The sequence below is a fragment of the Curtobacterium sp. MCJR17_043 genome, assembly GCF_003224315.2.
Classification (GTDB): domain Bacteria; phylum Actinomycetota; class Actinomycetes; order Actinomycetales; family Microbacteriaceae; genus Curtobacterium.
The window spans coordinates 989174-1008490 of record NZ_CP126259.1 but is presented as its reverse complement, the minus strand read 5'-3'; the positions used below and the strand labels follow the sequence as shown (position 1 = coordinate 1008490).

The following is a 19317-nucleotide window of genomic DNA, read 5'->3' as shown; positions in this document are numbered from 1 at the left end:
GCGGCGGCGGAGGCGGATGTCATCGAGTGGTGTCCTTGCTGTTCTGGAGGTGTTCGTCGGGGAGGGCCGGGCCCTCCCAGGGGATCTGACCGCTGTCGAGGCGGTCGGCGATGGCACTGAGCCACTCGAGTTGCGCGGTGAGCATGGCACGCGCGTACGACACGTCGAGCCAGTAGCGCTCGGCGAGGCCCTTGGCCTGGAGGCCCGCGGCGGCGTCGTCGTACCCGTCGCGCTGCGTGCGCAGTGCGGCGATGCGCGCCCGGAGCGCGGCGGCCACGTCCTCGACGGGGAGGTTGTCCACGTGGGACACGGCGAGCCCGAACTGCGGGTACTCGTCCGCCGGCTCGGCGACCATGCGGCGGAGGCCCGCCTCGAGCGCCGTGCGTCCGGCGTCCGTGATCGCGTAGGTGGTCCGCTCGGGCCGGTTGCCCGCGCGGTCGGTGCCGACGACCTCGGCGTACCCGAGGTCCGCCAGTCGGCCGACCTGGTGGTACAGCGTGCCCGGTCGGACCTTGACGTTCCGGTCCTCGCGACGCTGCAGCATCGTCTGGAACATCTCGTAGGGGTGCATCGGCGCCTCGGCCAGCAGGCCGAGCGCCGCGAACGCCAGTGGCGTCAGGTCGGGCACGGGTCCTCCGGGTGTTCGATGCCGATTGTTCGAAGTCGAACATACGCCTTCGAACAGTCATCCACAACTGCTCTGGCGGGTCGTGGGCGGCACCTAGACTGTTCCTGTCCCCACCCGACCCCTGTGCTGGAGTGAACACGTGCCAACGATCGTCGTCGAGGTCATGCCGAAGGCCGAGATCCTCGACCCCCCAGGGCAAGGCGGTGGGCAACGCCCTCGCCCGGCTCGGCAAGAACGACCTGACCAATGTCCGCATCGGCAAGCGATTCGAGGTGTCGGTCGACGGCCCCGTCGACGACGCCAAGCTCGCCGAGGTCCGTGAGATCGCGGTCGACGTCTTCTCGAACGCCGTCATCGAGGACGTCGTCTCCGTGAGCGTGGTCGAGTGACGATGCGCATCGGGGTCATCACCTTCCCCGGCTCGCTCGACGACCGCGACGCCCAGCGCGCGGTCCGCCTCGCCGGCGCCGAGCCCGTCGCGCTCTGGCACGGCGACCACGACCTGCAGGGCGTCGACGCGATCGTCCTGCCCGGCGGCTTCTCGTACGGTGACTACCTCCGTGCCGGCGCCATCGCCGCGAAGGCCCCGATCATGGCCGAGGTCATCGACGTCGCCGGCAAGGGCATGCCCGTGCTCGGCATCTGCAACGGCTTCCAGATGCTCGCCGAGGCCCGCCTGGTGCCCGGCGCCCACACCCGGAACGCCCACCAGCAGTTCATCCGGCGCGACCAGGTGCTCCGCGTCGAGAACGCCGACACCGCCTGGACCGCGGGCTTCGACGCGCAGCAGGAGATCACCATCCCGCTGAAGAACGCCGACGGCCGGTTCGTCGCCGACGCCGACGAGATCAAGCGCATCGAGGACAACGGCCAGGTCGTGTTCCGCTACGTCGGCGTGAACCCGAACGGGTCGATCGACGACATCGCCGGCGTCTCGAACGAGCGCGGGAACGTCGTCGGTCTCATGCCGCACCCCGAGCACGCGACGGAGCCCGGCTTCGGCCCGGACACCCGCGCTGCCATGGCCTCCGGCACGGACGGCCTGACCTTCTTCACCTCCGTGATCGAGCGCGCGCTCGTCAAGTGACCGCGACTCCAGCGCCCGCGACTCCAGTGACAGGGAACGACAACACCGTGACCACGCCCGTCCGCCCGAAGCCCGACACCGTCCAGGACGCCGCCGAGACGCCCGACAAGGAGCAGCCGTACGCGGCCCTCGGGCTCAAGGACGACGAGTACGCGAAGATCCGCGAGATCCTCGGCCGCCGCCCCACCTCGGGCGAGCTGGCGATGTACTCGGTGATGTGGTCCGAGCACTGCTCGTACAAGTCGAGCAAGAACTACCTCCGCCAGTTCGGCCAGAAGGTCACGCCGGAGATGAAGAAGAACCTGATGGTCGGCATGGGCGAGAACGCCGGTGTCGTCGACGTGGGTGACGGCTGGGCGGTGACCTTCAAGGTCGAGTCGCACAACCACCCCTCCTACGTGGAGCCCTACCAGGGCGCTGCCACCGGTGTCGGCGGGATCGTCCGCGACATCATCTCGATGGGTGCACGTCCGGTCGCGGTCATGGACCAGCTCCGCTTCGGTGCGGTCGACCACGAGGACACCGCCCGCGTCGTGCACGGTGTCGTCGGCGGCATCTCGTTCTACGGCAACTGCCTCGGCCTGCCGAACATCGGCGGCGAGACCTACTTCGACCCGGTGTACCAGGGCAACCCGCTCGTCAACGCCCTCGCGGTCGGTGTCCTCCGTCACGAGGACCTGCACCTGGCGAACGCGTCCGGCGCCGGCAACAAGGTCGTGCTCTTCGGTGCCCGCACCGGTGGCGACGGCATCGGTGGCGCGTCGATCCTGGCGTCCGACACCTTCACCGAGGGCGGCCCGACCAAGCGTCCCGCCGTCCAGGTCGGCGACCCGTTCGCCGAGAAGGTGCTCATCGAGTGCTGCCTCGAGCTGTTCCAGAAGGAGCTCGTCGAGGGCATCCAGGACCTCGGCGCCGCGGGCATCTCGTGCGCGACCTCCGAGCTCGCGAGCAACGGCGACGGCGGCATGCACATCTCGCTCGACGACGTCCTGCTGCGCGACCCCTCGCTCACGGCAGAGGAGATCCTCATGTCGGAGAGCCAGGAGCGCATGATGGCGGTCGTCCGCCCCGACAAGCTCGACGCTTTCCTGCAGGTCGTCGGCAAGTGGGAGGTCGAGACGAGCGTCCTCGGCGAGGTCACCGGCACCGGCCGCCTCGTCATCGACTGGCAGGGCCAGGAGATCGTCAACGTCGACCCGCGCACGGTCGCCGTCGACGGTCCGGTGTACGACCGCCCGGTCGCGTACCCGACCTGGATCGACGCACTGCAGGCCGACGGCGCCGAGTCGCTCGACCGCCCGGAGACCGGCCCCGCCCTCAAGGCGCAGGTCCTGCAGCTGCTCGGGTCCCCGAACCTGTCCTCGAAGAACTGGGTCACGAACCAGTACGACACCTACGTGCTCGGCAACACGGCGCTGTCCTTCCCCGACGACGGCGGCATGGTCCGCGTCGACGAGGAGACCGGGCTCGGCGTCGCGATCGCCACCGACGCGAACGGCCGCTACTGCCAGCTCGACCCGAAGCAGGGCGCTCGTCTGGCCCTCGCCGAGGCGTACCGGAACGTTGCCGTCACCGGCGCCGTCCCGGCTGCCGTGACCGACTGCCTGAACTTCGGCTCCCCGGAGAACCCCGAGGTGATGTGGCAGTTCTCCGAGGCCGTCGAAGGTCTCGCGGACGGCTGCATGGAGCTCGGCATCCCGGTGACCGGCGGCAACGTGTCGTTCTACAACCAGACCGGTGACACCCCGATCCACCCGACGCCCGTCGTCGGCGTGCTCGGCGTGATCGACGACGTCGCCAAGCGGATCCCCTCCGGCTGGCAGGACGACGGCCACAACATCTACCTGCTCGGCACGACGAGCCTCGAGCTCGACGGGTCGGCCTGGGCCGGCACCGTGCACGGGCACCTCGGCGGTCGCCCGCCGGCGGTGGACCTCGGGCGCGAGAAGGCGCTGGCGGAGCTCCTGGCCGCCGCGGCCGACGAGCAGCTGCTCACGAGCGCACACGACCTGGCGGACGGCGGCCTCGGCCAGACCCTCGCCGAGTCGGTCCTGCGCTTCGGCCTCGGCGCCCGGGTCGTGCTCGACGAGCTCGAGTCCCGCGACGGCGTCGACACCGCGACCGCACTCTTCTCCGAGTCCACCGGCCGCGTCATCGTGACCGTGCGCCGCGAGGACGACGTCCGCTTCCAGGGCCTCTGCAACGGCCGGGGCTACCCGGTCCTGCGCATCGGTGTGACCGACGCCGCGTCGGGCTCGCTCGAGGTCCAGGGTGCGTTCGAGGCGACGATCGACGAGCTCCGCGACGCACACCGCGCCACGCTGCCGTCGCACTTCGGCGACGTCATCCAGGAGAACGTGACCGAGGGCTACGTGGGCCGCGGCCCGCTCGACTCGCACGGCGCGTTCTCGCCCCGCACGGACGCCTGAACCCGGTGCCGATCGTCACGCTGCCCTTCCAGGAGCTGGTCGACCGGTTCGGTCCGGTGCCCGACGGCATCGAGCTGGACGTCTGGGACGTCGAGGCGCCGTACCCCCGGGCCGAGCAGGTCGCCATCGCCTTCCTGCCGTTCTACTTCGGTGGACGGCACCGGTGGCAGTACGTGCACGACCTGCCGAACCTCGAGCTGCTGCAGCTGCCGAGTGCCGGGTACGAGTGGGCGATCCCGCACGTGCCCGGTCACGCGCACCTGGCGAACGGCCGCGGCATCCACGACGACGAGACGGCGGAGCTCGCGGTCGGCCTGGCGCTGACCTCCCTCCGCGAGATCGCGGTGTTCCAGTTCGACCGGGTCGAGCAGCGGTGGGACTCGCGGGAAACCCGGTCCCTCGCCGACCGTCGGGTGACCGTCGTCGGCTACGGCGCGATCGGTTCCGCCATAGCCACCCGGTTCGAGGCGTTCCGCACCGAGGTCACCGTCGTCGCGCGCACGGCCCGCGTGCAGGACGGTCGTCAGGTGCACGCCTTCGGCGACCTGCCGGAACTCGCCCGCACCACGGACGTCCTCGTGCTCATCGCGCCGCTCACCGACGAGACCGAGGGACTGGTCGACGCGGAACTCCTCGCGGCGCTGCCCGACGGCGCCCTCGTGGTGAACGTGGCGCGCGGCAAGGTCGTGGACACGGACGCCCTCGTCGCCGAGCTGCGGTCCGGTCGGCTCTCGGCGGCGCTCGACGTCACCGACCCGGAGCCGCTCCCCGCCGACCACCCGCTGTGGACGACGCCGAACACCGTGCTCACGCCGCACGTCGGCGGCAACACGGACCTCAGCGTGCCGCGGTCCCTCGACCTGGTGCGCCGGCAGGTGTCGGCGCTGGCCGAGGGCCGGCCGTTCGAGAACCTCATCGAGGTCCCCGTCCACCAGGGCTGAGTCTGCCGGCGGACGCGGCCGCGCCGGCCTCCCGACGGGCGCGACCCGCTCCCGGCGGCCTCGGCCGGGCCCGGACGCGAGCCCCGCCTCCCGGCGGACGCGGCCGATCACCCGATGGGCGCGACTCGCGCGCCGACGGATGCGGCCGACGTCCCCGGGCGCGCCCCGAGCCTCCCGGCCCTCAGCGCTCCTGGAGCGGGATGATGCAGGTCGGGCTGCCGACCGCGATCTGCCCGACGGCGTCGCCCGGCACACCGTCTGCACCGACCGGCAGCACCGCGACGGCGTCGGACATCTGGTTGGCGACGAGCAGGTACCCGGGCACACGGGCGAAGTGCCGCGGCCACACGCCACCGGCCGACGCTGACCCGACGAACCGGAGCCCGCCGTCGGACGCGTCGAACACGACGATCTGGTCGCGCCCCCCGGACGGCCACCGTGACGATGCCGTGCTCGTCGACCTCGACGTGACTGAGCAGCGAGGTGTCGACCGGCCCGTCGAAGGCGGCGGCAGCGCAGACCTCGCGGAGCGAGCCCGACTCGTCACGCCGCATCCGGTACACGCGACCGTCGAGCTCGCCGGCGACGACGAGGTCCCCGTCGAACCAGGCCATGTGTCGTGGTCCGGATCCGGGCTTCCGGTGGTGGACGCGCAGCGGCTCGATCGACACCGAGGCGGTATCGGCCACGACACGGAACTCGTGCAGGGCATCCCCTCCGAGGTCGGCGACCAGGACGGTCCCGTCCGGCGTGGCGATCGACTGATGGGCGTGCGGGCCCTCCTGGCGGTCCTCGACCGGTCCGGTCGCGTCGGGCAGGAGCACGGTGGCGACGGCTGCGTCCGGCAGCGCCGCGGACACCCCGGTCCCCCCGGCCGGCGATCCCGTGCCCCGAAGCCATGCCGTCGGCAGCGGGAGCCGTGGCCGTGGTGCCGCCGACGATGCCGTCACTGGCGGAGACGGAGGCCGCGTAGGACTCCGCTGCCTCGAGCGACACCGCGGTGACCGTGCCCGAGACGTAGTTCGTGACGACGAGTGCCCCGGACGGGTCGACCCGGACGTGGCACGGCGCGTCCCCGCCGGCGGGCGCATCCCACAGGTGCTCGAGAGCGGACCCGGACCGGCGGAACGCGTGGACCCCGCCGTCGGTCGTCTCCGACACGGCGTACACGCGGTCCCCCCGACACGGCGAGGAAGGACGGGTCGTCCAGCACCGCGACGGTCGAGGCGACGAGGGTGGCCTCGCCGGCGGACTGCCCGGGACCGACGATCGAGATGCCCGTCGCGTTGCCCCCGCCGGTCGCCGTGTAGGACCCGACGAGCAGGTGCAGGTCGGGCAGGGTCACAGCTCGCCGACCGCGATACGCTCGTGGTGGTGGATGACCTCGGCGACGATGAAGTTGAGGAACTTCTCCGCGAACGCGGGGTCGAGGTGCGACTCGGCTGCGAGGGACCGCAACCGTGCGACCTGGATCTGCTCACGCGAAGGGTCCGCCGCCGGCATGCCCGCCGCGGCCTTGAGGTACCCGACCCGCTGCGTGTACTTGAAGCGCTCGGCGAGCATGTGGATCACGGCGGCGTCGATGTTGTCGATGCTCTGCCGGATGCTCTGCAGTTCGGCGACGGCGTCCTCGTCGTTCGTGCTCGGGGCCTCGTTCATGCCCCGAGCCTACTGACCGAGCGCGGCCGGGACGAGGGGCGGACCCGAGCACCCATCGACTGCTGAGATGATGTCCTCATGACGGTTCTGCTCGCCATCTCCGGCGTCTTCGCGGTCCTGGCGGGCCTCGTGCACGTGTACATCTTCTTCCTGGAGTCCGTCGCGTGGACGAGCCCCCGGGTACGTCGCATCTTCGGCATCGTGTCCGACGCCGACGCGCAGGCCACGCGCGCGATGGCGTTCAACCAGGGCTTCTACAACCTGTTCCTCGCGATCGGCGCGGTCCTCGGCGTCGTGCTCGTGCTCGCGGACAACGGCGCGACCGGCTGGACGCTCGTCGTGTTCTCGTGCGCGAGCATGCTCGGTGCCGCGGTCGTCCTCGCGGGAACCGGCCGCAAGTACCTCAACTCCGCGTTCGTGCAGGGATCGTTCCCGCTCATCGCCCTGCTCTTCGCGTTCCTCGCGTCCACGTTCGGCGCCTGAGCCGGCACGGCCGCGGCGGCTGCGAGTGGCGCCACCGGGCCCCGCGCAACAGAAGCCGGCTCGAACCGCGGACTCCCGCGGTTCGAGCCGGTTCTCGTTGTGCCAGGCCGGTCGACGCCTGGCGCCGGGGCGTCGGCCGGGAGGCCCGCCCCACCACGCTCGGGCCGCCGCCGGTCCGCCGGTCCGGCCCGCGCCTCCCGGCCGTCCAGCCCGGCGTCGCCGCCGCGCCGCCGAGCGCCCCGGCGCCTGCAAGCGGCGCCACCGGGCCCCGCGCAACAGGAACCGGCTTGAACCGCGGACTCCCGCAGTTCGAGCCGGTTCTCGTTGTGCCAGGCCGGTCGACGCCTGGCGCCGGGGCGTCGGCCGGGAGGCCCGCCCCACCACACACGGGCCGCCGCCGGTCCGCCGGTACCCGCCCGCGCCTCCCGGCCGTCCGCCCGGCGCCGCCGCCGCGCCGCCGCGCGCCCCGGCGCCTGCGAGCGGCGCCACCGGGCCCCGCGCAACAGAAACCGGCTCGAACCGCGGACTCCCGCAGTTCGAGCCGGTTCTCGTTGTGCCAGGCCGGTCGACGCCTGGCGCCGGCCGTCGGCCGGGAGGCCCGCCCCACCACACACGGGCCGCCGCCGGTCCGCCGTACCGCCCCGCGCCTCCCGGCCGTCCAGCCCGGCGTCGCAGGCGCCACCAGGCCTCGACCGGCGGCCGCCGGCCGGCGTCAGCCGAGCTTGGCCGCGAACTCGTCCGGCAGACGCTCGAGCGCCCACTCGATCGCCGCGGTGGTCCCGAGCGAGAACGCCGTCGAGACGTCCGAGTCGTCGATCACGATGGCGTGCCCGGCCTCGACCGACGGCACCTTCTTGAACAGCGGGTCCGAGGACGCCTTCGACGCCTCGACGTAGATCGGCAGCACGACGGTCAGGTCCGCGTCGAGCAGGTCGAGGTTCTCGTTCGACAGCGACACGGAGAACTCCTTGCCCGCAGCCTCGTCGATGGCCTTCGGGATCTCGAACCCGAGGTTCTGCATGAACGTGGCGCGGCTGTCGCGGGAGGCGTACACGCCGAAGCCCTCGGACGTGTACGCACCGATCGCCGCGGTCTTGCCCGCGAACTCGGGGTGCGCCTCGCGCGCGGCGGCGTAGGAGTCGTCGAGGTCGCTGAGGAGCTTCTTGCCCTCGCTCTCCTTGCCGAGCGCCTTCGAGATCATGTCGACCTGCTCCGTGGTGGACGCGAGGTAGTTCTCGCCGCCCTTCGGGATCGCGACGGTCGGGGCGATGGCGGACAGCTTGTCGTAGCGGTCCTTGTCGCCCGAGCTCTTCACGTCGAGGATCACGTCGGGCTTGAGCTTGAGGATCTCCTCGTAGCTGGGCTCGAGCGTGTCGATGATCTCCGGCGCCTTGTCGTAGGCGCCCTTGAGCCAGGGACCGACGCCTTCGCCACCGAAGGCGAGCCAGTCGCTGGCGCCGACGGGCTGCACGCCGAGTTCGAGTGCCGTCTCGGCGTCACCCCAGCCGAGGGCCACGACGCGCTTCGGGGCGGAGTCGATCGTCGTGGTGCCGAGGCCGGTCGTGATGGACACCGGGAAGGCCCCGTCGGACGAGCCTCCGCCGGAGGACTCGGACGAGGACGGGCTCGACGAGGAGCAGCCGACGAGTGCGAGGGAGACGGCGACGACGGCACCGGCCGCGGCGAGCACGCGCCCGAGGCGGCGCTTGGGGAGGGAGGTACGGATCACGAAGGGTAGCCTAACCTAAGCGCTGCTTCCCCGGGGTTCCGCATGACGCCCGCCCCCCAGGCGAACGCCCGCGGACAGGCCGACGCGCGCGGCTAGGCTGCCGACGTGGCAGCCTTCCCCGACGCCGACCGGACGCAGCTCGCCGTCCTCGGCTCCCCCCATCGCCCATTCCCTCTCCCCCCGCGCTGCACGCGGCGGCCTACGACGTGCTCGGCCTCCCGTTCTCGTACGGGAGGCACGAGGTCGCGTCCGGCGGGCTCGCCGCGTTCGTCGCGGGGCTGGGTCCGGAGTGGCGCGGGCTCAGCCTGACCATGCCGCTCAAGCGCGAGGTGGTGCCGCTCCTCGACCGGACGACCCCGCTCGTCGACGAGCTCGGGGTCGCGAACACGGTCGCGTTCCGCCACGAGGGCTCCTCGGTCGTCCTCGCCGGCGCGAACACGGACGTCGAGGGGGATCGTCCGCCCGGTCGCCGCACTCGGTCACGTGCCCGGCGAGGCCGTGATCCTGGGTGGTGGAGCGACCGCGGCGAGCGCCCTCACGGCGTCCCTGCGGCTCGGAGCCTCACTGGTGCGGGTGTTCCTGCGCGACACCGGCAAGGCGGGTGACCTCGTCATGCTCGCAGCCCGGCTCGGGGTCACGCTCGAGGTGCACCCCCCTCGACGAGCTCGCGTCCGCCGGGCCGATGGGCTTCGTGGTGTCGACCCTGCCGGGAGGCGCAGCGGACGACCTGCCGCTCGTGCCGTCCGGACCCGACGCGGTGCTGTTCGACGTGGCCTACGAGCCGTGGCCGACCCGGGCCTCCACGGCGTGGACCGGAGCGGGCGGTCGCGTGTTGAACGGCCTCGACATGCTCAGCGAGCAGGCGATCGGGCAGATCCGCTTCTTCCTGACCGGGGACGAGGACGAACTCCTGCCGTCCGAGGCCGAGGTCCGTCGAGCGATGCGCGCTGCCGTGGGCCTGCCGCCGACGATCGGCTGACTCTCTCGCCGCGAGGCACCGCTGCGCCCGGGCCCGCGAGACGCCCCCGTCTACCTTCGACGCCGCCGAGTGGCCGAGACGCCGCTGAATCTGGCGGCGTCTCGGCCAGCTCGCGGCGTCTCGGTCACCTCGCGGCGCTTCGGGCAGACACCCCCGTCTCGCGCGCACTGGCCCGAGCCTGCGCGGTCAGGCCACGACACCGTCGACGTAGTACCAGCGGCCGGCCTCGCGGACGAACTCGCTCGTCTCCTCGAGTGTCCCGCGCTCGGTGTCGGCGCGCCACCACGCGCGGAACGTGACCGTGCCCGCGGTGTCGAACGGGCCTCCCGACCGGGTCGCGACGATGTCGAGCCGCGTCCACCGCTGCGCCGGGTCGAGGTCGAGCGTCGCCGGGCGCGTGCTCGGGTGCCAGCTGTCCAGGAGGTACCGAGGCAGGCCGAGCGCGAAGGCGGAGAACCGTGAGCGCATGAGCCGCTCGGCGGTCGGAGCGGGCGCGCCGGCGTGCAGGGGTCTGCAGCACTCGTCGTAGGGGTTCCCGCTCAGGCAGGGGCAGCGCTCGGTGCTCACCGCTCCAGCCTAGGGAGCGGCGAGCACCGCACGAGCATCAGTCGACGAGCGAGAGCGTCACCGTGATGTTGCCGCGCGTGGCGTTCGAGTACGGGCAGATGGTGTGTGCGAGCTCGACCAGACGCTGCCGCGAGGTGCCCTCGACGGCGGGGGGCGTAGACGTCGAGTTCCACCGCGAGGCCGAAGCCACCCGCGCCGTTGCCGCCGATGCTGACCTCGGCGGAGACCTCGGCGCCGGTGGTGTCGAGCTCGAGCTGCTTCCCCGCGACGTGCAGCGCGCCGAGGAAGCACGCGGCGTACCCGGCGGCGAAGAGCTGCTCGGGGTTGGTGCCCTCGCCGCTGCCGCCCATCTCCTTCGGCGGGCGGGTGTCGAGGTCGATGCGGTCGTCCTCGGTGCGGACGTGTCCGTCGCGGCCGCCCCCCGGTGGCGTGGGCGGCTGCGGTGTAGACGATGTCGAGAGTCATGGCCCCAGGTCAGCGACCGTGGCTGGACGATCGCTGGGGGAGGCGCGGGACGGCGCTGCTCGTCGGCCCGGCTGGCGAGCGGCGTCGGGCGTGTCCGGACTCCCGCGCACGCGAGCGTCCGCCGGTCGGTTCAGCTGATGAAGGTGTCGACGAGCGCCGTCGCGTCCGCGACGACCGACCGCTCCCACTGCTGCCGGGTCTTCCGGATGCGCGTGACGACCAGACCGTGCAGGGCGATCCAGAGCAGGTCCGCCTGCAACCGTTCGTCCCGGTCGCCCGCGGGCAGGCCGACGAGGAGGGCGTCGAGGCGGCTCTGCAGTCGGTCGATCCCGGACTCGACCGTCGCCGGGTCCTCCAGCAGGTCCCGCCCCTCGAACAGCAGCTGGTACGCGCCGGGGTTCGCGACCGCCCAGGTGACGTACGCGCTCGCCGTGGTCCGCAACGCCGTGGCGCGGTCGTCGGTCGACTCGCTCGCGCCTGCGTCGCCGATCGCCGTGGTGAGCGCGGTGAGGCTCTGGCTGGCCACGGCGATGAGCAGCGCCTGCTGGGACGGGAAGTGCCGGTACACGGCGGTCGCCGAGACGCCACAGGCACGCGCGGTCTCCCTGAGGGACGGCGGCGTGACGGCCAGGCGCTGCGACAACAGGTCCGTCGCGGCTGCGAGGAGGTCGTCCCGTAGCTGGTCGCCCGTGCGGGTACGCGACGTGTTCGTCATGGAGCAACTGTTGCACGCACGAGAGGTTGACACCCGTTAACCCCTGCACGTAGGTTTACACCCGTCAACCTCGAAGGAGCAGTCCATGGACCACACCGACACCACAGCGCTCGTCACCGGCGCGAGTTCCGGCATCGGACGCGAGTTCGCCCGTTCCCTGGCCGCGCGCGGAGCCGACCTGGTGCTGGTCGCGCGCCGGGCCGACGTCCTCGAGGATCTGGCGCAGTCACTCCGGGCCGCGCACGGAAGGGTGGTGACCGTCGTGCCGCTCGACCTCACGCAGCCAGCGAGCGGCACGCGCCTGCTCACCGAACTCGACCGGCTGGGCGTCCGCGTGGACACGGTGGTGAACTGCGCCGGCATCGGTCTGACCCGCGACTTCGTGGACAGCACGCCGTCCGAACTCGAGGACCAGCTCGCCGTCAACATCGACGCCGTCGTCGACGTGTGCCACGCGTTCCTCCCCCCGGCTCGTGTCCTCCGGCCGCGGCGTGCTGCTCAACGTCGCGAGCCTCACGGCGTACATGCCGACGCCGGGGATGGCGGTCTATGCAGCCTCGAAGGCCTTCGTCCTGCGGTTCACCGAGGCGTTGGCGTACGAGTTGCGCGACGCCGGGGTCACCGTCATGGCCTTCTCGCCCGGTCCGACGAAGACCGAGTTCTACCGGAACTCCGGCACGGACGAGGGTCGGGTGCGCTTCGAGACGCCCGAGCAGGTCGTGGCGGCCGCGTTCCGGGCCCTCGACAAGCCGACGCCCCCCGGTCAGCGCCGTCTCGGGCAGTGCGAACACGCGGACCAGTCGCATCGCGCCGCTGCTCCCGCGGCGGACGGTCCTGCGCCTGGCCGACTCCTCCCCGAGGACGACGGCCTGACCTCGTCCCTACACCAGGACGGCCGCCGAGGAGGCATGAGCGGTAGACAGGGGACGTGTACCGACTCGGCTGGCAGGTGTTCCGCACGCAGTTCCGGCAGGACGTGTCCGTCGACCGGCTCCGACGTGCCCTGGTGGTCGGCGGTGTCGTCGCGGTCGGCATCGGTGTGCTGCTCGCAGTGACCGACGCAGGGACCGGCTGGATGGACGTCGGTCCGGGGCTTTCCCCACTCGTCGTCGTCCTGGGGGGCGCTGGCGGCCGGACTCATCACGGTGTCGCGCTTCCCGGTGCGCCGCAGGGACGAACCGCCGGCGACGATCAACGGATACCAGGTCCGACCGGACACGATGCGGATCGCTCGGCACTCGGTGCAGCGGTACCTCGGCCGCAGGATGCCCGACATCGAGGCCGACGACCGGGCGGCCGTCCTCAACGACACTGCCCTGGTACGCCGGACGCTCGTGGTCGACGTCATGCGTGCGGCGCCTGGCCTCCTGGGGTTCGCGCTCATCGGTGTCGTGGCGCTCCTGCTCGGAGGTCGCCACGGTCTCGGGTTCCTCGCGGTCTTCGGCTACCTCGGACTCGTTCCCGACCGCATCCTCCGGCTCGGCCGGGCGGAGCGCGCCCACCGTGCCGCCGCTGCTCTCCCGCCGACCGGGCCGGGATCGACCACCCCGACCGGCCGGAACCGGTTCCCGTCCGGGTCGAAGGTCGGCCTGCCCGACGTCTGAGGTCGCAACCGGTGACCGTCACGGCAGGATGAGCCCATGGACACCCGCGCACTGTTCGCCGCGACCGCGCAGTCATTCGTCGACCTGGTCGCCGCGCTGCCCTCCCCCCGCCGAGGACGCAGCGCTGTGGTCCGCGCCGGCGCTCGGCGTCTGGGACCTCCGCGCGCTCGTCGGACACACGAACCGGGCGCTCGTCACGGTGGCGACGTACGCCACGGCGTTCCACCACGACGACACCGCCCCGGAGTCCCGACGCAGCACGACGACCGTGACCGACCTCTCCGACGCGGTGGACTACCTCCGGACCGCGACCGGCACGGCGACCGACCCGGACGAGGTCGCCGCGCGCGGTGTCTCGGCCGGCAGCTCGCTGGGCACCGATCCGGCCGCCGCGGTGTCGGCCGCTCGCGACGACGGCCTGGCTGCTCTCGCGGCGGTCCCGTCGGGCGCCCGCATCTCGGTGGTCGGCGGCCTCCGTCTGCCGGTCGAGGAGTACCTGCGCACCCGGATGGTCGAACTGGTCGTGCACGGCAGCGACATCACGCGCGCCGCGGGCGCAGCGGGCACCACGGTCCCGTTCGCCCCGCCGCAGCCAGCGGTGGTCGGCGCCGCCGTGCTGCTCGCCGAGGTCGGGGCGCACCGCGGCGACGGCCCGCTGCTGCTCGCCGCCCTGACCGGCAGGGGTCCCCTGCCGGCGGGCTACTCCGTGCTCTGACCGTCAGCCCCGACGACACCGGCAGCCCCGACACCGGCAGCACCAGCACCACCGACGCCGGCAGCACCATCGACGCCGACCGCACCGCTGACGGCCCGCGCGATCCGCTGGACGGCGCCGTCGACGAGGGCTCGGCGTGCCGCGTCGTCGTCCTGCTCGGACTCGTGCACGAAGGCGGTCGCCCCGCGGACCGCTCCGCAGTAGTCGACGATGCCGTGCTCGATCTGCGTCCGGATCGCCTGCTCGTAGCCGTGCCGCTCGTACGTCCCGGCCGCGTCACCGGCGACCGTCAGCAGGTGCACGGTGAGGCGGCCGAGGTTCCGCCGCGTCCCACCGGCCGGGTCGACGTCGAACGCCCAGCCGTTGACGAAGACGCGGTCGACCCAGCCCTTGAGGAGCGCCGGCATCGACCACCAGTAGACGGGGAACACCAGCACGAGGTGGTCGGTGGCGTCGAGCCGCTGCTGCTCGCGGACAACGTCGTCGGGGAGCGCACCGGTGCCGCGGTAGGCGTCCCGGTCAGCGGGGCCGAAGCGCGGGTCGAACCCCTCGGCGGCGAGGTCGACCAGCTCGACCTCGCCGGGGTGCAAGGCGGCTTGCAGCTGTCGGGCGATGCCCGCCGTGAGCGAGTCCGGGTCGGGGTGGGCGGTGACGATGAGGGTCTGCACGGCCGTCAGTCAAGCGGACCCGGCTGAGCCCGGACCGACGTCGGCGGGTCCGGGCACACTGGTCGCATGTGTGGCCGCTTCGTCGTCTCCGACACCACCGCTGACCTCCTGCCCGAGCTCGTCGGTGAGCTCGCCGCGCGCACCGAGCACGTCGACGAGGACACCGGCGAGGTGCGCACCGGCCTCGCGCCGAGCTGGAACGTCGCGCCGACCGACCCCGTGTACGCGGTCCGGCAGCGGCACGGGCAGCGCGAGCTCCCGCAGATCAGCTGGGGTTTCGTGCCGAGCTGGGCGAAGGACTTCGCCAAGCAGCGCCCGAAGCCGATCAACGCCCGCATCGAGACCGTGGCGACGAGCGGCATGTTCAAGCGGGCCTTCGCCACGAACCGCTGCATCGTCCCCGCGCAGGGCTACTACGAGTGGGTCGTGCGCGAGGACGGCAAGGAACCCCACTTCGTGCACGAGCCCGGCGGCGCGCTGGCGATGGCGGGCGTGGTGAGCGCCTGGCCGGACCCGACCAAGCCCGAGGACGACCCGGACAAGTGGCGCCTGTCGCTCGCGATCATCACGCGGGACGCCCACGTGGCCCCGGGCGAGGTGCACGACCGCATGCCGGCGTTCCTCACCCCCCGACGGCTACGACGCCTGGCTCGGCGAGGGTGCCGGCACGGACGACCTGCTCGCCCTGCTCGACCGGGAGTCGCTCGAGGTCGCTGCCGGCCTGCAGCAGTACGAGGTCGCCCGCACGGTGAACAGCGTCCGGAACGACGGCCCGCACCTCATCGACCCGGTCGCCTGACCGTCCGTTCCCCGGTCTGCGTGGACCCACGGCGGGTTGCCCGCGTGGCCGTCCGGACGAGCAGCCAGATCGCGGCGGAGATCACGAGGAGGACGAGCACCAGGCAGATGCTCCAGGCGATGTCGTACCCGATGGGGATGACGGGGTTGTGTACTTCCTGCGCGATCACCGTCGCGGCGGTCCTGGACATGGCGTGTGGTCGACCTTCCCCCCTCGCGCCGCAGCCACCCTCGCGACTGCGTGGACGCCGGTCCGTTCTACCGCTGCCGACGAGACCACCACAAGCCCTCCTCGAGACCGTGACCACCCGGTGACACCGCCCCGGCGACGCCGCCGACGGACGGGAGGCCCGACCCCCCGCGAGCCTGTCGACTCACCGAGGTCGGGCCTCCCGTCCGGTGCTGCGCGCCTAGCCGCGCCGACGCGGTCCGCTCACCGGCGCGACCATCCGCCGCCGGAGCAGCAGCGCGGCTCCGGCGAGCACGAGGGCGAACGCCCCGAGCCCGAGCCCGAGCAGCCCGGTGCTGCCGGTGAAGGCGAGCGTCGCGACGTGCACGACGGCGGCGAGCCCGGTCGGGTACCGGACGGTGATCGTCGCGGTGACGACCTGTCCGGCGGTGTCCTGGACCGTGTAGTCGGCCGTCAGCGTGCCGTGGTGGTCGCGCTCCGGGGTGAAGGTGACCGCACCGTCCTCGACGCTCCAGGTGCCGGATCCGTCCACGGTGAAGCGGTCGGTCATGTGCCCGGTGGCGGGGTCGAGCAGGTGCAGGGTGTCGGTGTCGAACGTGCTGCCGCCGGTCGGGGTGTCGTTCCCGAGCGGTGTGACGGTCAGGCGTTCGCCCGTCCGGCCGGTGCGCTCGTCGTCGCGGGCGACCGCTGCGGCGACGACCCGGATGGTCGCGGTCGCGGTGGTCGTCTGCCCGGAGGCGTCGGTCACCGTGTACACGAACGTGTCCGTCCCGGTGAAGCCCGCGGCCGGCGTGTAGACGTACGACCCGTCGGCGAGCACGCGGACCGTGCCGTGCTCGGCCTTCCGGTGCAGGCCCGTGGTGAGCGCGGTGCCGTCGTCGTTGCGGAGCAGGCCGTGCCGGGCGTCGACGGCGAGCGGTGTGCCGGCGACGGTGCTGCCGGTGTCGTCGACCGCGGTGACCCCGACGGTCACGGTGACGGTCGCGTCGGTGCGCTGGCCGGCGGCGTCCTGCGCCGTGTACGGCACGGTGTCGACGCCGGAGAACCGCTTTGCCGGGGTGTAGACGAACGTGCCGTCCGCGGCGAGTGTGGCGGTGCCGTGCGCTGCCGTGCCGACGGCGACGACGGTCAGGTCGGTGCCCGAGTCGTTGCCGAGGACGCCGGGGCCGCGCACGGTGACGGGCTTGCCGGCACTCGTGCGGGTGGCGTCGTCGGTCGCGGTCGGGGTGACGTCGATCGCGACGAGGGCGACGGCGGTGTTCTCCTCGGAGTCGTGCGCCGTGTAGGTGAACCAGTCGCGGCCGGACCAGTCGGCGGTCGGGGTGTATTCGTACGACCCGTCCTTCGCGAGCGCGATCCGTCCGTGCCGCGGCTCGACGTCGAGCGACGCCCAGAGCCCGGTGCCGGCGTCGTCGGACAGGACGCCCTTCGCCGCGGACATCCGGACGACGCCGTTCGTCGTCGTGGTGCTCCAGTCGTCGCCGGCGACGGCACCGACCAGGACGACGACGGTGGCCGCGGTGGTCTGCCCGGAGGCGTCGGTCACCTCGTACCGGAAGCGGTCGGTCCCGGAGGTGCCGGCCGCCGGCGTGTAGACGAGTCCGCCGTCGGTGCCCGTGGTGACGGTGCCCCGGCGGGCGTCGCCGTGGCCGGTGACGGTCAGGCCGGTGCCGGAGTCGTTGCCGGTGAGGGTCGTGCCGACGATGGCGAGCGGCGTACCCGCGGGGGTCTTCAGCACGTCGTCGACGGCCGTCGGGGTGACGGTGACGGTGACGGTCGCCGAGGCGGTGCCGCCGGTCGGGTCGACCACGGTGTAGCGGAACCGGTCGGTGCCGGAGAACCCGTCAGCGGGGACGTACGTCACCGTCCCCGCGCCGGTGACGCCCACGGTGCCGTTCGTCGGAGCGCCCTGGGCAGCGGTGCCGACGCCGCTGACGCGGAGCGTGGTGCCCGAGTCGTTGCCGGCCACGGCGACCGCGACCGGGGTGCCCACCGTGGTGCTGGCGGTGTCGTCGACGGCCTTCGGGACGATGGTGATCGTCACGGTGCCGGTCGTGGTGGTGCCGGAGCCGTCGGTCACGGTCACGTCGAACGTGTCCGGGCCGGAGTAGCCCGGCTTCGGCGTGTACGTGTACGAGCCGTCCCGGTCGACCTCGACGGCGCCGTGGTCCGGTGCGGTGTGGTCGGTGACCTGCAGGTCGGTGCCGGTCGAGCCCTGCAGCACACCCTGGTCGGCGGGGACGACGAGCTCGCCGTCCGCGGTGGCGCTCGAGTCGGAGGCGGCGAGGACCGGCGTGACGGTGATCGTCAGGGTGCTGGTCGCGGTGCTGCCGGAGGCGTCGGTCACGGTGACGGTGACGTGGTCGATGCCCGACCAGCCGGCGGCGGGCACGTACGTGACGGAGCCGTCCACGTCGACCGTGGCGGTGCCGGAGGCGCCGTTCGTGACGCCGGTGACGACCAGCCCGGTGCCGGAGTCGTCGGCGGTGAGCGAGGCCGAGGTGGCGGTCACCGGGTGCCCGGCCGGGATCGTGCGGGTGTCGTCGCCGGCGCTCGGGGTGACGAGGACCATGACGACGCCGGTCGCCGCGTTGCCCGAGCCGTCGGTCGCCGTGTACGTGAAGGTGTCCTTGCCGGAGAAGCCGTCTGCGGGCGTGTACGTGTACGAGCCGTCGGCCGCGAGCGCGAGGGTGCCGTGTGCGGGCCGCTGGTCGACGGTCGCGGTCAGGTCGGAGCCGCGGTCGTTCGCCAGGACACCGGTCGCCTTCGGCACGGTCAGCGTCGAGCCGGCGGTGACGGTGGCGCTGTCACGCATCGCCATCGGCCCGACGACGACCAGGACCGTCGCGGTCGCGGACTGCCCGGAGGCGTCGGTCACCGTGTACGTCAGGGTCTCGGTCCCGGAGAACCCGCGCTCCGGCGTGTAGACGACCGAGCCGTCCGCACCGAGGGTGACGGCTCCGTGTGCGGCACCGCTCACTCCCGTGACGGTGAGGCCGCTGCCGGAGTCGTTCCCGAGCAGCGTCGCCGCGGCGACGGTGAGCGGCCGGCCGGAGGCGGTGCCGACGGTGTCCGCCGTCGCGACGGGCCGCACCGTGACGGTCACGGTCACCGGGTCGGTGGTCCGCCCGGCGGCGTCGGTGACCTCGTACGTGAAGGAGTCCGTGCCGGAGAAGCCGGCGGCGGGCGTGTACGTGACGGCGCCGGAGCGCTCGACGACGGCCGTGCCGTTGGTCGGCTTCGTGACGACGGCCGTGCGGAGCCCGGACCCGGCGTCGTTGCGCTGGACGTCGATCGTCGTCGGCCGGCTCGCCGAGGTCGCCGCGGTGTCGTCCTGCGCCACCGGGGTGACGACGAGCCGCACCGTGGCGGTCACGGGCGTCCCGGCGGTGTCGGTGGCCGTGTACGTGAACGAGTCGTCGCCGGAGAAGCCGTCGACCGGCGTGTACCGGAACGCACCGGTGGTCGCGTCGAGGACGAGGACGCCGGAGGTCGGCTCGGTGTGGCTCGCGACGGTCAGGCCGGTGCCGGAGTCGTTGCCGAGCACGCCGGTCGCGCGGGTGGTGCGGGCCAGGGTCTCCCCCGCCCGGACCGTGCCGGAGTCGGCTGCCGCCACGGGGGGCGACCACCATGGTCACGGTCCCGGTGCCGGTCGATCCG

Annotated in this window: 17 protein-coding genes and 5 pseudogenes; 12 read left to right on the top strand and 10 right to left on the bottom strand. The window is 72.8% G+C overall.

The window, feature by feature from the left end; translation table 11 throughout:
* Positions 1 to 19 precede the first annotated feature (19 nt).
* On the bottom strand, positions 20 to 628 hold the full coding sequence (locus tag DEJ15_RS05345; RefSeq protein ID WP_258365774.1) for a PadR family transcriptional regulator: 609 nt from the start codon (positions 626 to 628) through the stop codon (positions 20 to 22).
* 139 nt (positions 629 to 767) lie between these two features.
* Between DEJ15_RS05345 and purS the strand changes: the two are divergent.
* From purS to DEJ15_RS05325, 4 genes and pseudogenes are all read left to right on the top strand, one after another.
* A pseudogene (gene purS, locus DEJ15_RS05340) lies at positions 768 to 1017 on the top strand (phosphoribosylformylglycinamidine synthase subunit PurS).
* A gap of 2 nt (positions 1018 to 1019) precedes the next feature.
* A complete protein-coding gene (gene purQ / locus DEJ15_RS05335; RefSeq protein WP_110823494.1) occupies positions 1020 to 1715 on the top strand; it encodes a phosphoribosylformylglycinamidine synthase subunit PurQ in 696 nt (231 codons plus the stop codon).
* A gap of 47 nt (positions 1716 to 1762) precedes the next feature.
* Positions 1763 to 4144: a phosphoribosylformylglycinamidine synthase subunit PurL gene (gene purL / locus DEJ15_RS05330; RefSeq protein WP_258365775.1), complete on the top strand. Its 2382-nt coding sequence runs from the start codon at positions 1763 to 1765 to the stop codon at positions 4142 to 4144.
* Between the two features lie 5 nt (positions 4145 to 4149).
* Positions 4150 to 5085, top strand: coding sequence for a 2-hydroxyacid dehydrogenase (locus DEJ15_RS05325; protein WP_258365776.1), 936 nt, complete (start codon positions 4150 to 4152; stop codon positions 5083 to 5085).
* Positions 5086 to 5266: 181 nt separating this feature from the next.
* Here DEJ15_RS05325 and DEJ15_RS05320 read toward each other — a convergent pair.
* The 3 genes and pseudogenes from DEJ15_RS05320 to DEJ15_RS05310 all read right to left on the bottom strand — a co-directional run bounded on the left by DEJ15_RS05320 (position 5267) and on the right by DEJ15_RS05310 (position 6744).
* Positions 5267 to 6176: pseudogene (locus tag DEJ15_RS05320) on the bottom strand (lactonase family protein).
* Positions 6103 to 6255 (bottom strand): annotated as a pseudogene (locus DEJ15_RS17840) (beta-propeller fold lactonase family protein); the annotation flags it as partial. The pseudogenes DEJ15_RS17840 and DEJ15_RS05320, both read right to left, overlap by 74 nt.
* 171 nt (positions 6256 to 6426) lie before the next feature.
* Positions 6427 to 6744 (bottom strand): chorismate mutase, encoded by a 318-nt coding sequence (locus DEJ15_RS05310; RefSeq protein ID WP_110823490.1) that lies wholly within the window; start codon positions 6742 to 6744, stop codon positions 6427 to 6429.
* A gap of 78 nt (positions 6745 to 6822) precedes the next feature.
* On the opposite strand from DEJ15_RS05310, the gene DEJ15_RS05305 reads away from it, so the two are divergent.
* Complete coding sequence (locus tag DEJ15_RS05305) at positions 6823 to 7227, top strand: DUF1304 domain-containing protein (protein ID WP_181419420.1); 405 nt, start codon at positions 6823 to 6825, stop codon at positions 7225 to 7227.
* Positions 7228 to 7939: 712 nt separating this feature from the next.
* On the opposite strand, the gene DEJ15_RS05300 is transcribed toward DEJ15_RS05305, so the two are convergent.
* Positions 7940 to 8956 carry an iron-siderophore ABC transporter substrate-binding protein gene (locus tag DEJ15_RS05300; protein ID WP_258365777.1) on the bottom strand — a complete coding sequence of 339 codons (1017 nt, stop codon included), beginning with the start codon at positions 8954 to 8956 and terminating at the stop codon, positions 7940 to 7942.
* 206 nt (positions 8957 to 9162) lie between these two features.
* Between DEJ15_RS05300 and DEJ15_RS05295 the strand changes: the two genes are divergently transcribed.
* Positions 9163 to 9561, top strand: coding sequence for a hypothetical protein (locus tag DEJ15_RS05295; protein WP_284175795.1), 399 nt, complete (start codon positions 9163 to 9165; stop codon positions 9559 to 9561).
* Positions 9562 to 9647: 86 nt separating this feature from the next.
* Positions 9648 to 9935, top strand: a complete 288-nt coding sequence (locus DEJ15_RS05290) for a hypothetical protein (protein WP_284175793.1) — start codon at positions 9648 to 9650, stop codon at positions 9933 to 9935.
* Positions 9936 to 10121: 186 nt separating this feature from the next.
* On the opposite strand, the gene DEJ15_RS05285 is transcribed toward DEJ15_RS05290, so the two are convergent.
* The 3 genes and pseudogenes from DEJ15_RS05285 to DEJ15_RS05275 all read right to left on the bottom strand — a co-directional run bounded on the left by DEJ15_RS05285 (position 10122) and on the right by DEJ15_RS05275 (position 11682).
* A complete protein-coding gene (locus DEJ15_RS05285) occupies positions 10122 to 10502 on the bottom strand; it encodes a YchJ family protein (RefSeq protein ID WP_110823488.1) in 381 nt (126 codons plus the stop codon).
* A gap of 37 nt (positions 10503 to 10539) precedes the next feature.
* Positions 10540 to 10967 (bottom strand): annotated as a pseudogene (locus DEJ15_RS05280) (organic hydroperoxide resistance protein).
* A gap of 130 nt (positions 10968 to 11097) precedes the next feature.
* The gene (locus tag DEJ15_RS05275) at positions 11098 to 11682 is read right to left on the bottom strand and encodes a TetR/AcrR family transcriptional regulator (protein ID WP_110823486.1); all 585 of its coding nucleotides are present in this window, start codon (positions 11680 to 11682) and stop codon (positions 11098 to 11100) included.
* An 85-nt stretch (positions 11683 to 11767) separates the two neighbouring features.
* On the opposite strand from DEJ15_RS05275, the pseudogene DEJ15_RS17835 reads away from it, so the two are divergent.
* The 4 genes and pseudogenes from DEJ15_RS17835 to DEJ15_RS05255 form a co-directional block, all read left to right on the top strand.
* Positions 11768 to 12088: pseudogene (locus tag DEJ15_RS17835) on the top strand (SDR family NAD(P)-dependent oxidoreductase); the annotation flags it as partial.
* A 67-nt stretch (positions 12089 to 12155) separates the two neighbouring features.
* Positions 12156 to 12737, top strand: a complete 582-nt coding sequence (locus tag DEJ15_RS05265; RefSeq protein WP_284175790.1) for an SDR family NAD(P)-dependent oxidoreductase — start codon at positions 12156 to 12158, stop codon at positions 12735 to 12737.
* Between the two features lie 90 nt (positions 12738 to 12827).
* Positions 12828 to 13286: a hypothetical protein gene (locus tag DEJ15_RS05260; RefSeq protein ID WP_284175789.1), complete on the top strand. Its 459-nt coding sequence runs from the start codon at positions 12828 to 12830 to the stop codon at positions 13284 to 13286.
* 199 nt (positions 13287 to 13485) lie between these two features.
* Positions 13486 to 14001, top strand: a complete 516-nt coding sequence (locus tag DEJ15_RS05255) for a maleylpyruvate isomerase N-terminal domain-containing protein (protein WP_284175787.1) — start codon at positions 13486 to 13488, stop codon at positions 13999 to 14001.
* On the opposite strand, the gene DEJ15_RS05250 is transcribed toward DEJ15_RS05255, so the two are convergent.
* Entirely contained in the window at positions 13986 to 14669 is a 684-nt protein-coding gene (locus tag DEJ15_RS05250; protein WP_110823482.1) for an NAD(P)H-dependent oxidoreductase, read from the bottom strand. The two genes, DEJ15_RS05255 and DEJ15_RS05250, sit on opposite strands and share 16 nt — an antisense overlap.
* A 66-nt stretch (positions 14670 to 14735) precedes the next feature.
* Here DEJ15_RS05250 and DEJ15_RS05245 point away from each other — a divergent pair, with 66 nt between their 5' ends.
* The gene (locus DEJ15_RS05245) at positions 14736 to 15782 is read left to right on the top strand and encodes an SOS response-associated peptidase (RefSeq protein ID WP_284175785.1); all 1047 of its coding nucleotides are present in this window, start codon (positions 14736 to 14738) and stop codon (positions 15780 to 15782) included.
* A gap of 95 nt (positions 15783 to 15877) precedes the next feature.
* Here the strand turns inward: DEJ15_RS05245 and DEJ15_RS05240 are convergent, their stop codons facing one another.
* Positions 15878 to 19273 (bottom strand): beta strand repeat-containing protein, encoded by a 3396-nt coding sequence (locus DEJ15_RS05240; protein ID WP_284175783.1) that lies wholly within the window; start codon positions 19271 to 19273, stop codon positions 15878 to 15880.
* Positions 19274 to 19317 lie beyond the last annotated feature (44 nt).

Bases quoted from the DNA above. Each gene is read 5' to 3' on its own strand.
- purQ (WP_110823494.1), top strand. From the start codon at position 1,020: ATGCGCATCGGGGTCATCACCTTCCCCGGCTCGCTCGACGACCGCGAC.
- DEJ15_RS05310 (WP_110823490.1), bottom strand. From the start codon at position 6,744: ATGAACGAGGCCCCGAGCACGAACGACGAGGACGCCGTCGCCGAACTG.
- DEJ15_RS05305 (WP_181419420.1), top strand. From the start codon at position 6,823: ATGACGGTTCTGCTCGCCATCTCCGGCGTCTTCGCGGTCCTGGCGGGC.
- DEJ15_RS05275 (WP_110823486.1), bottom strand. From the start codon at position 11,682: ATGACGAACACGTCGCGTACCCGCACGGGCGACCAGCTACGGGACGAC.
- DEJ15_RS05245 (WP_284175785.1), top strand. From the start codon at position 14,736: ATGTGTGGCCGCTTCGTCGTCTCCGACACCACCGCTGACCTCCTGCCC.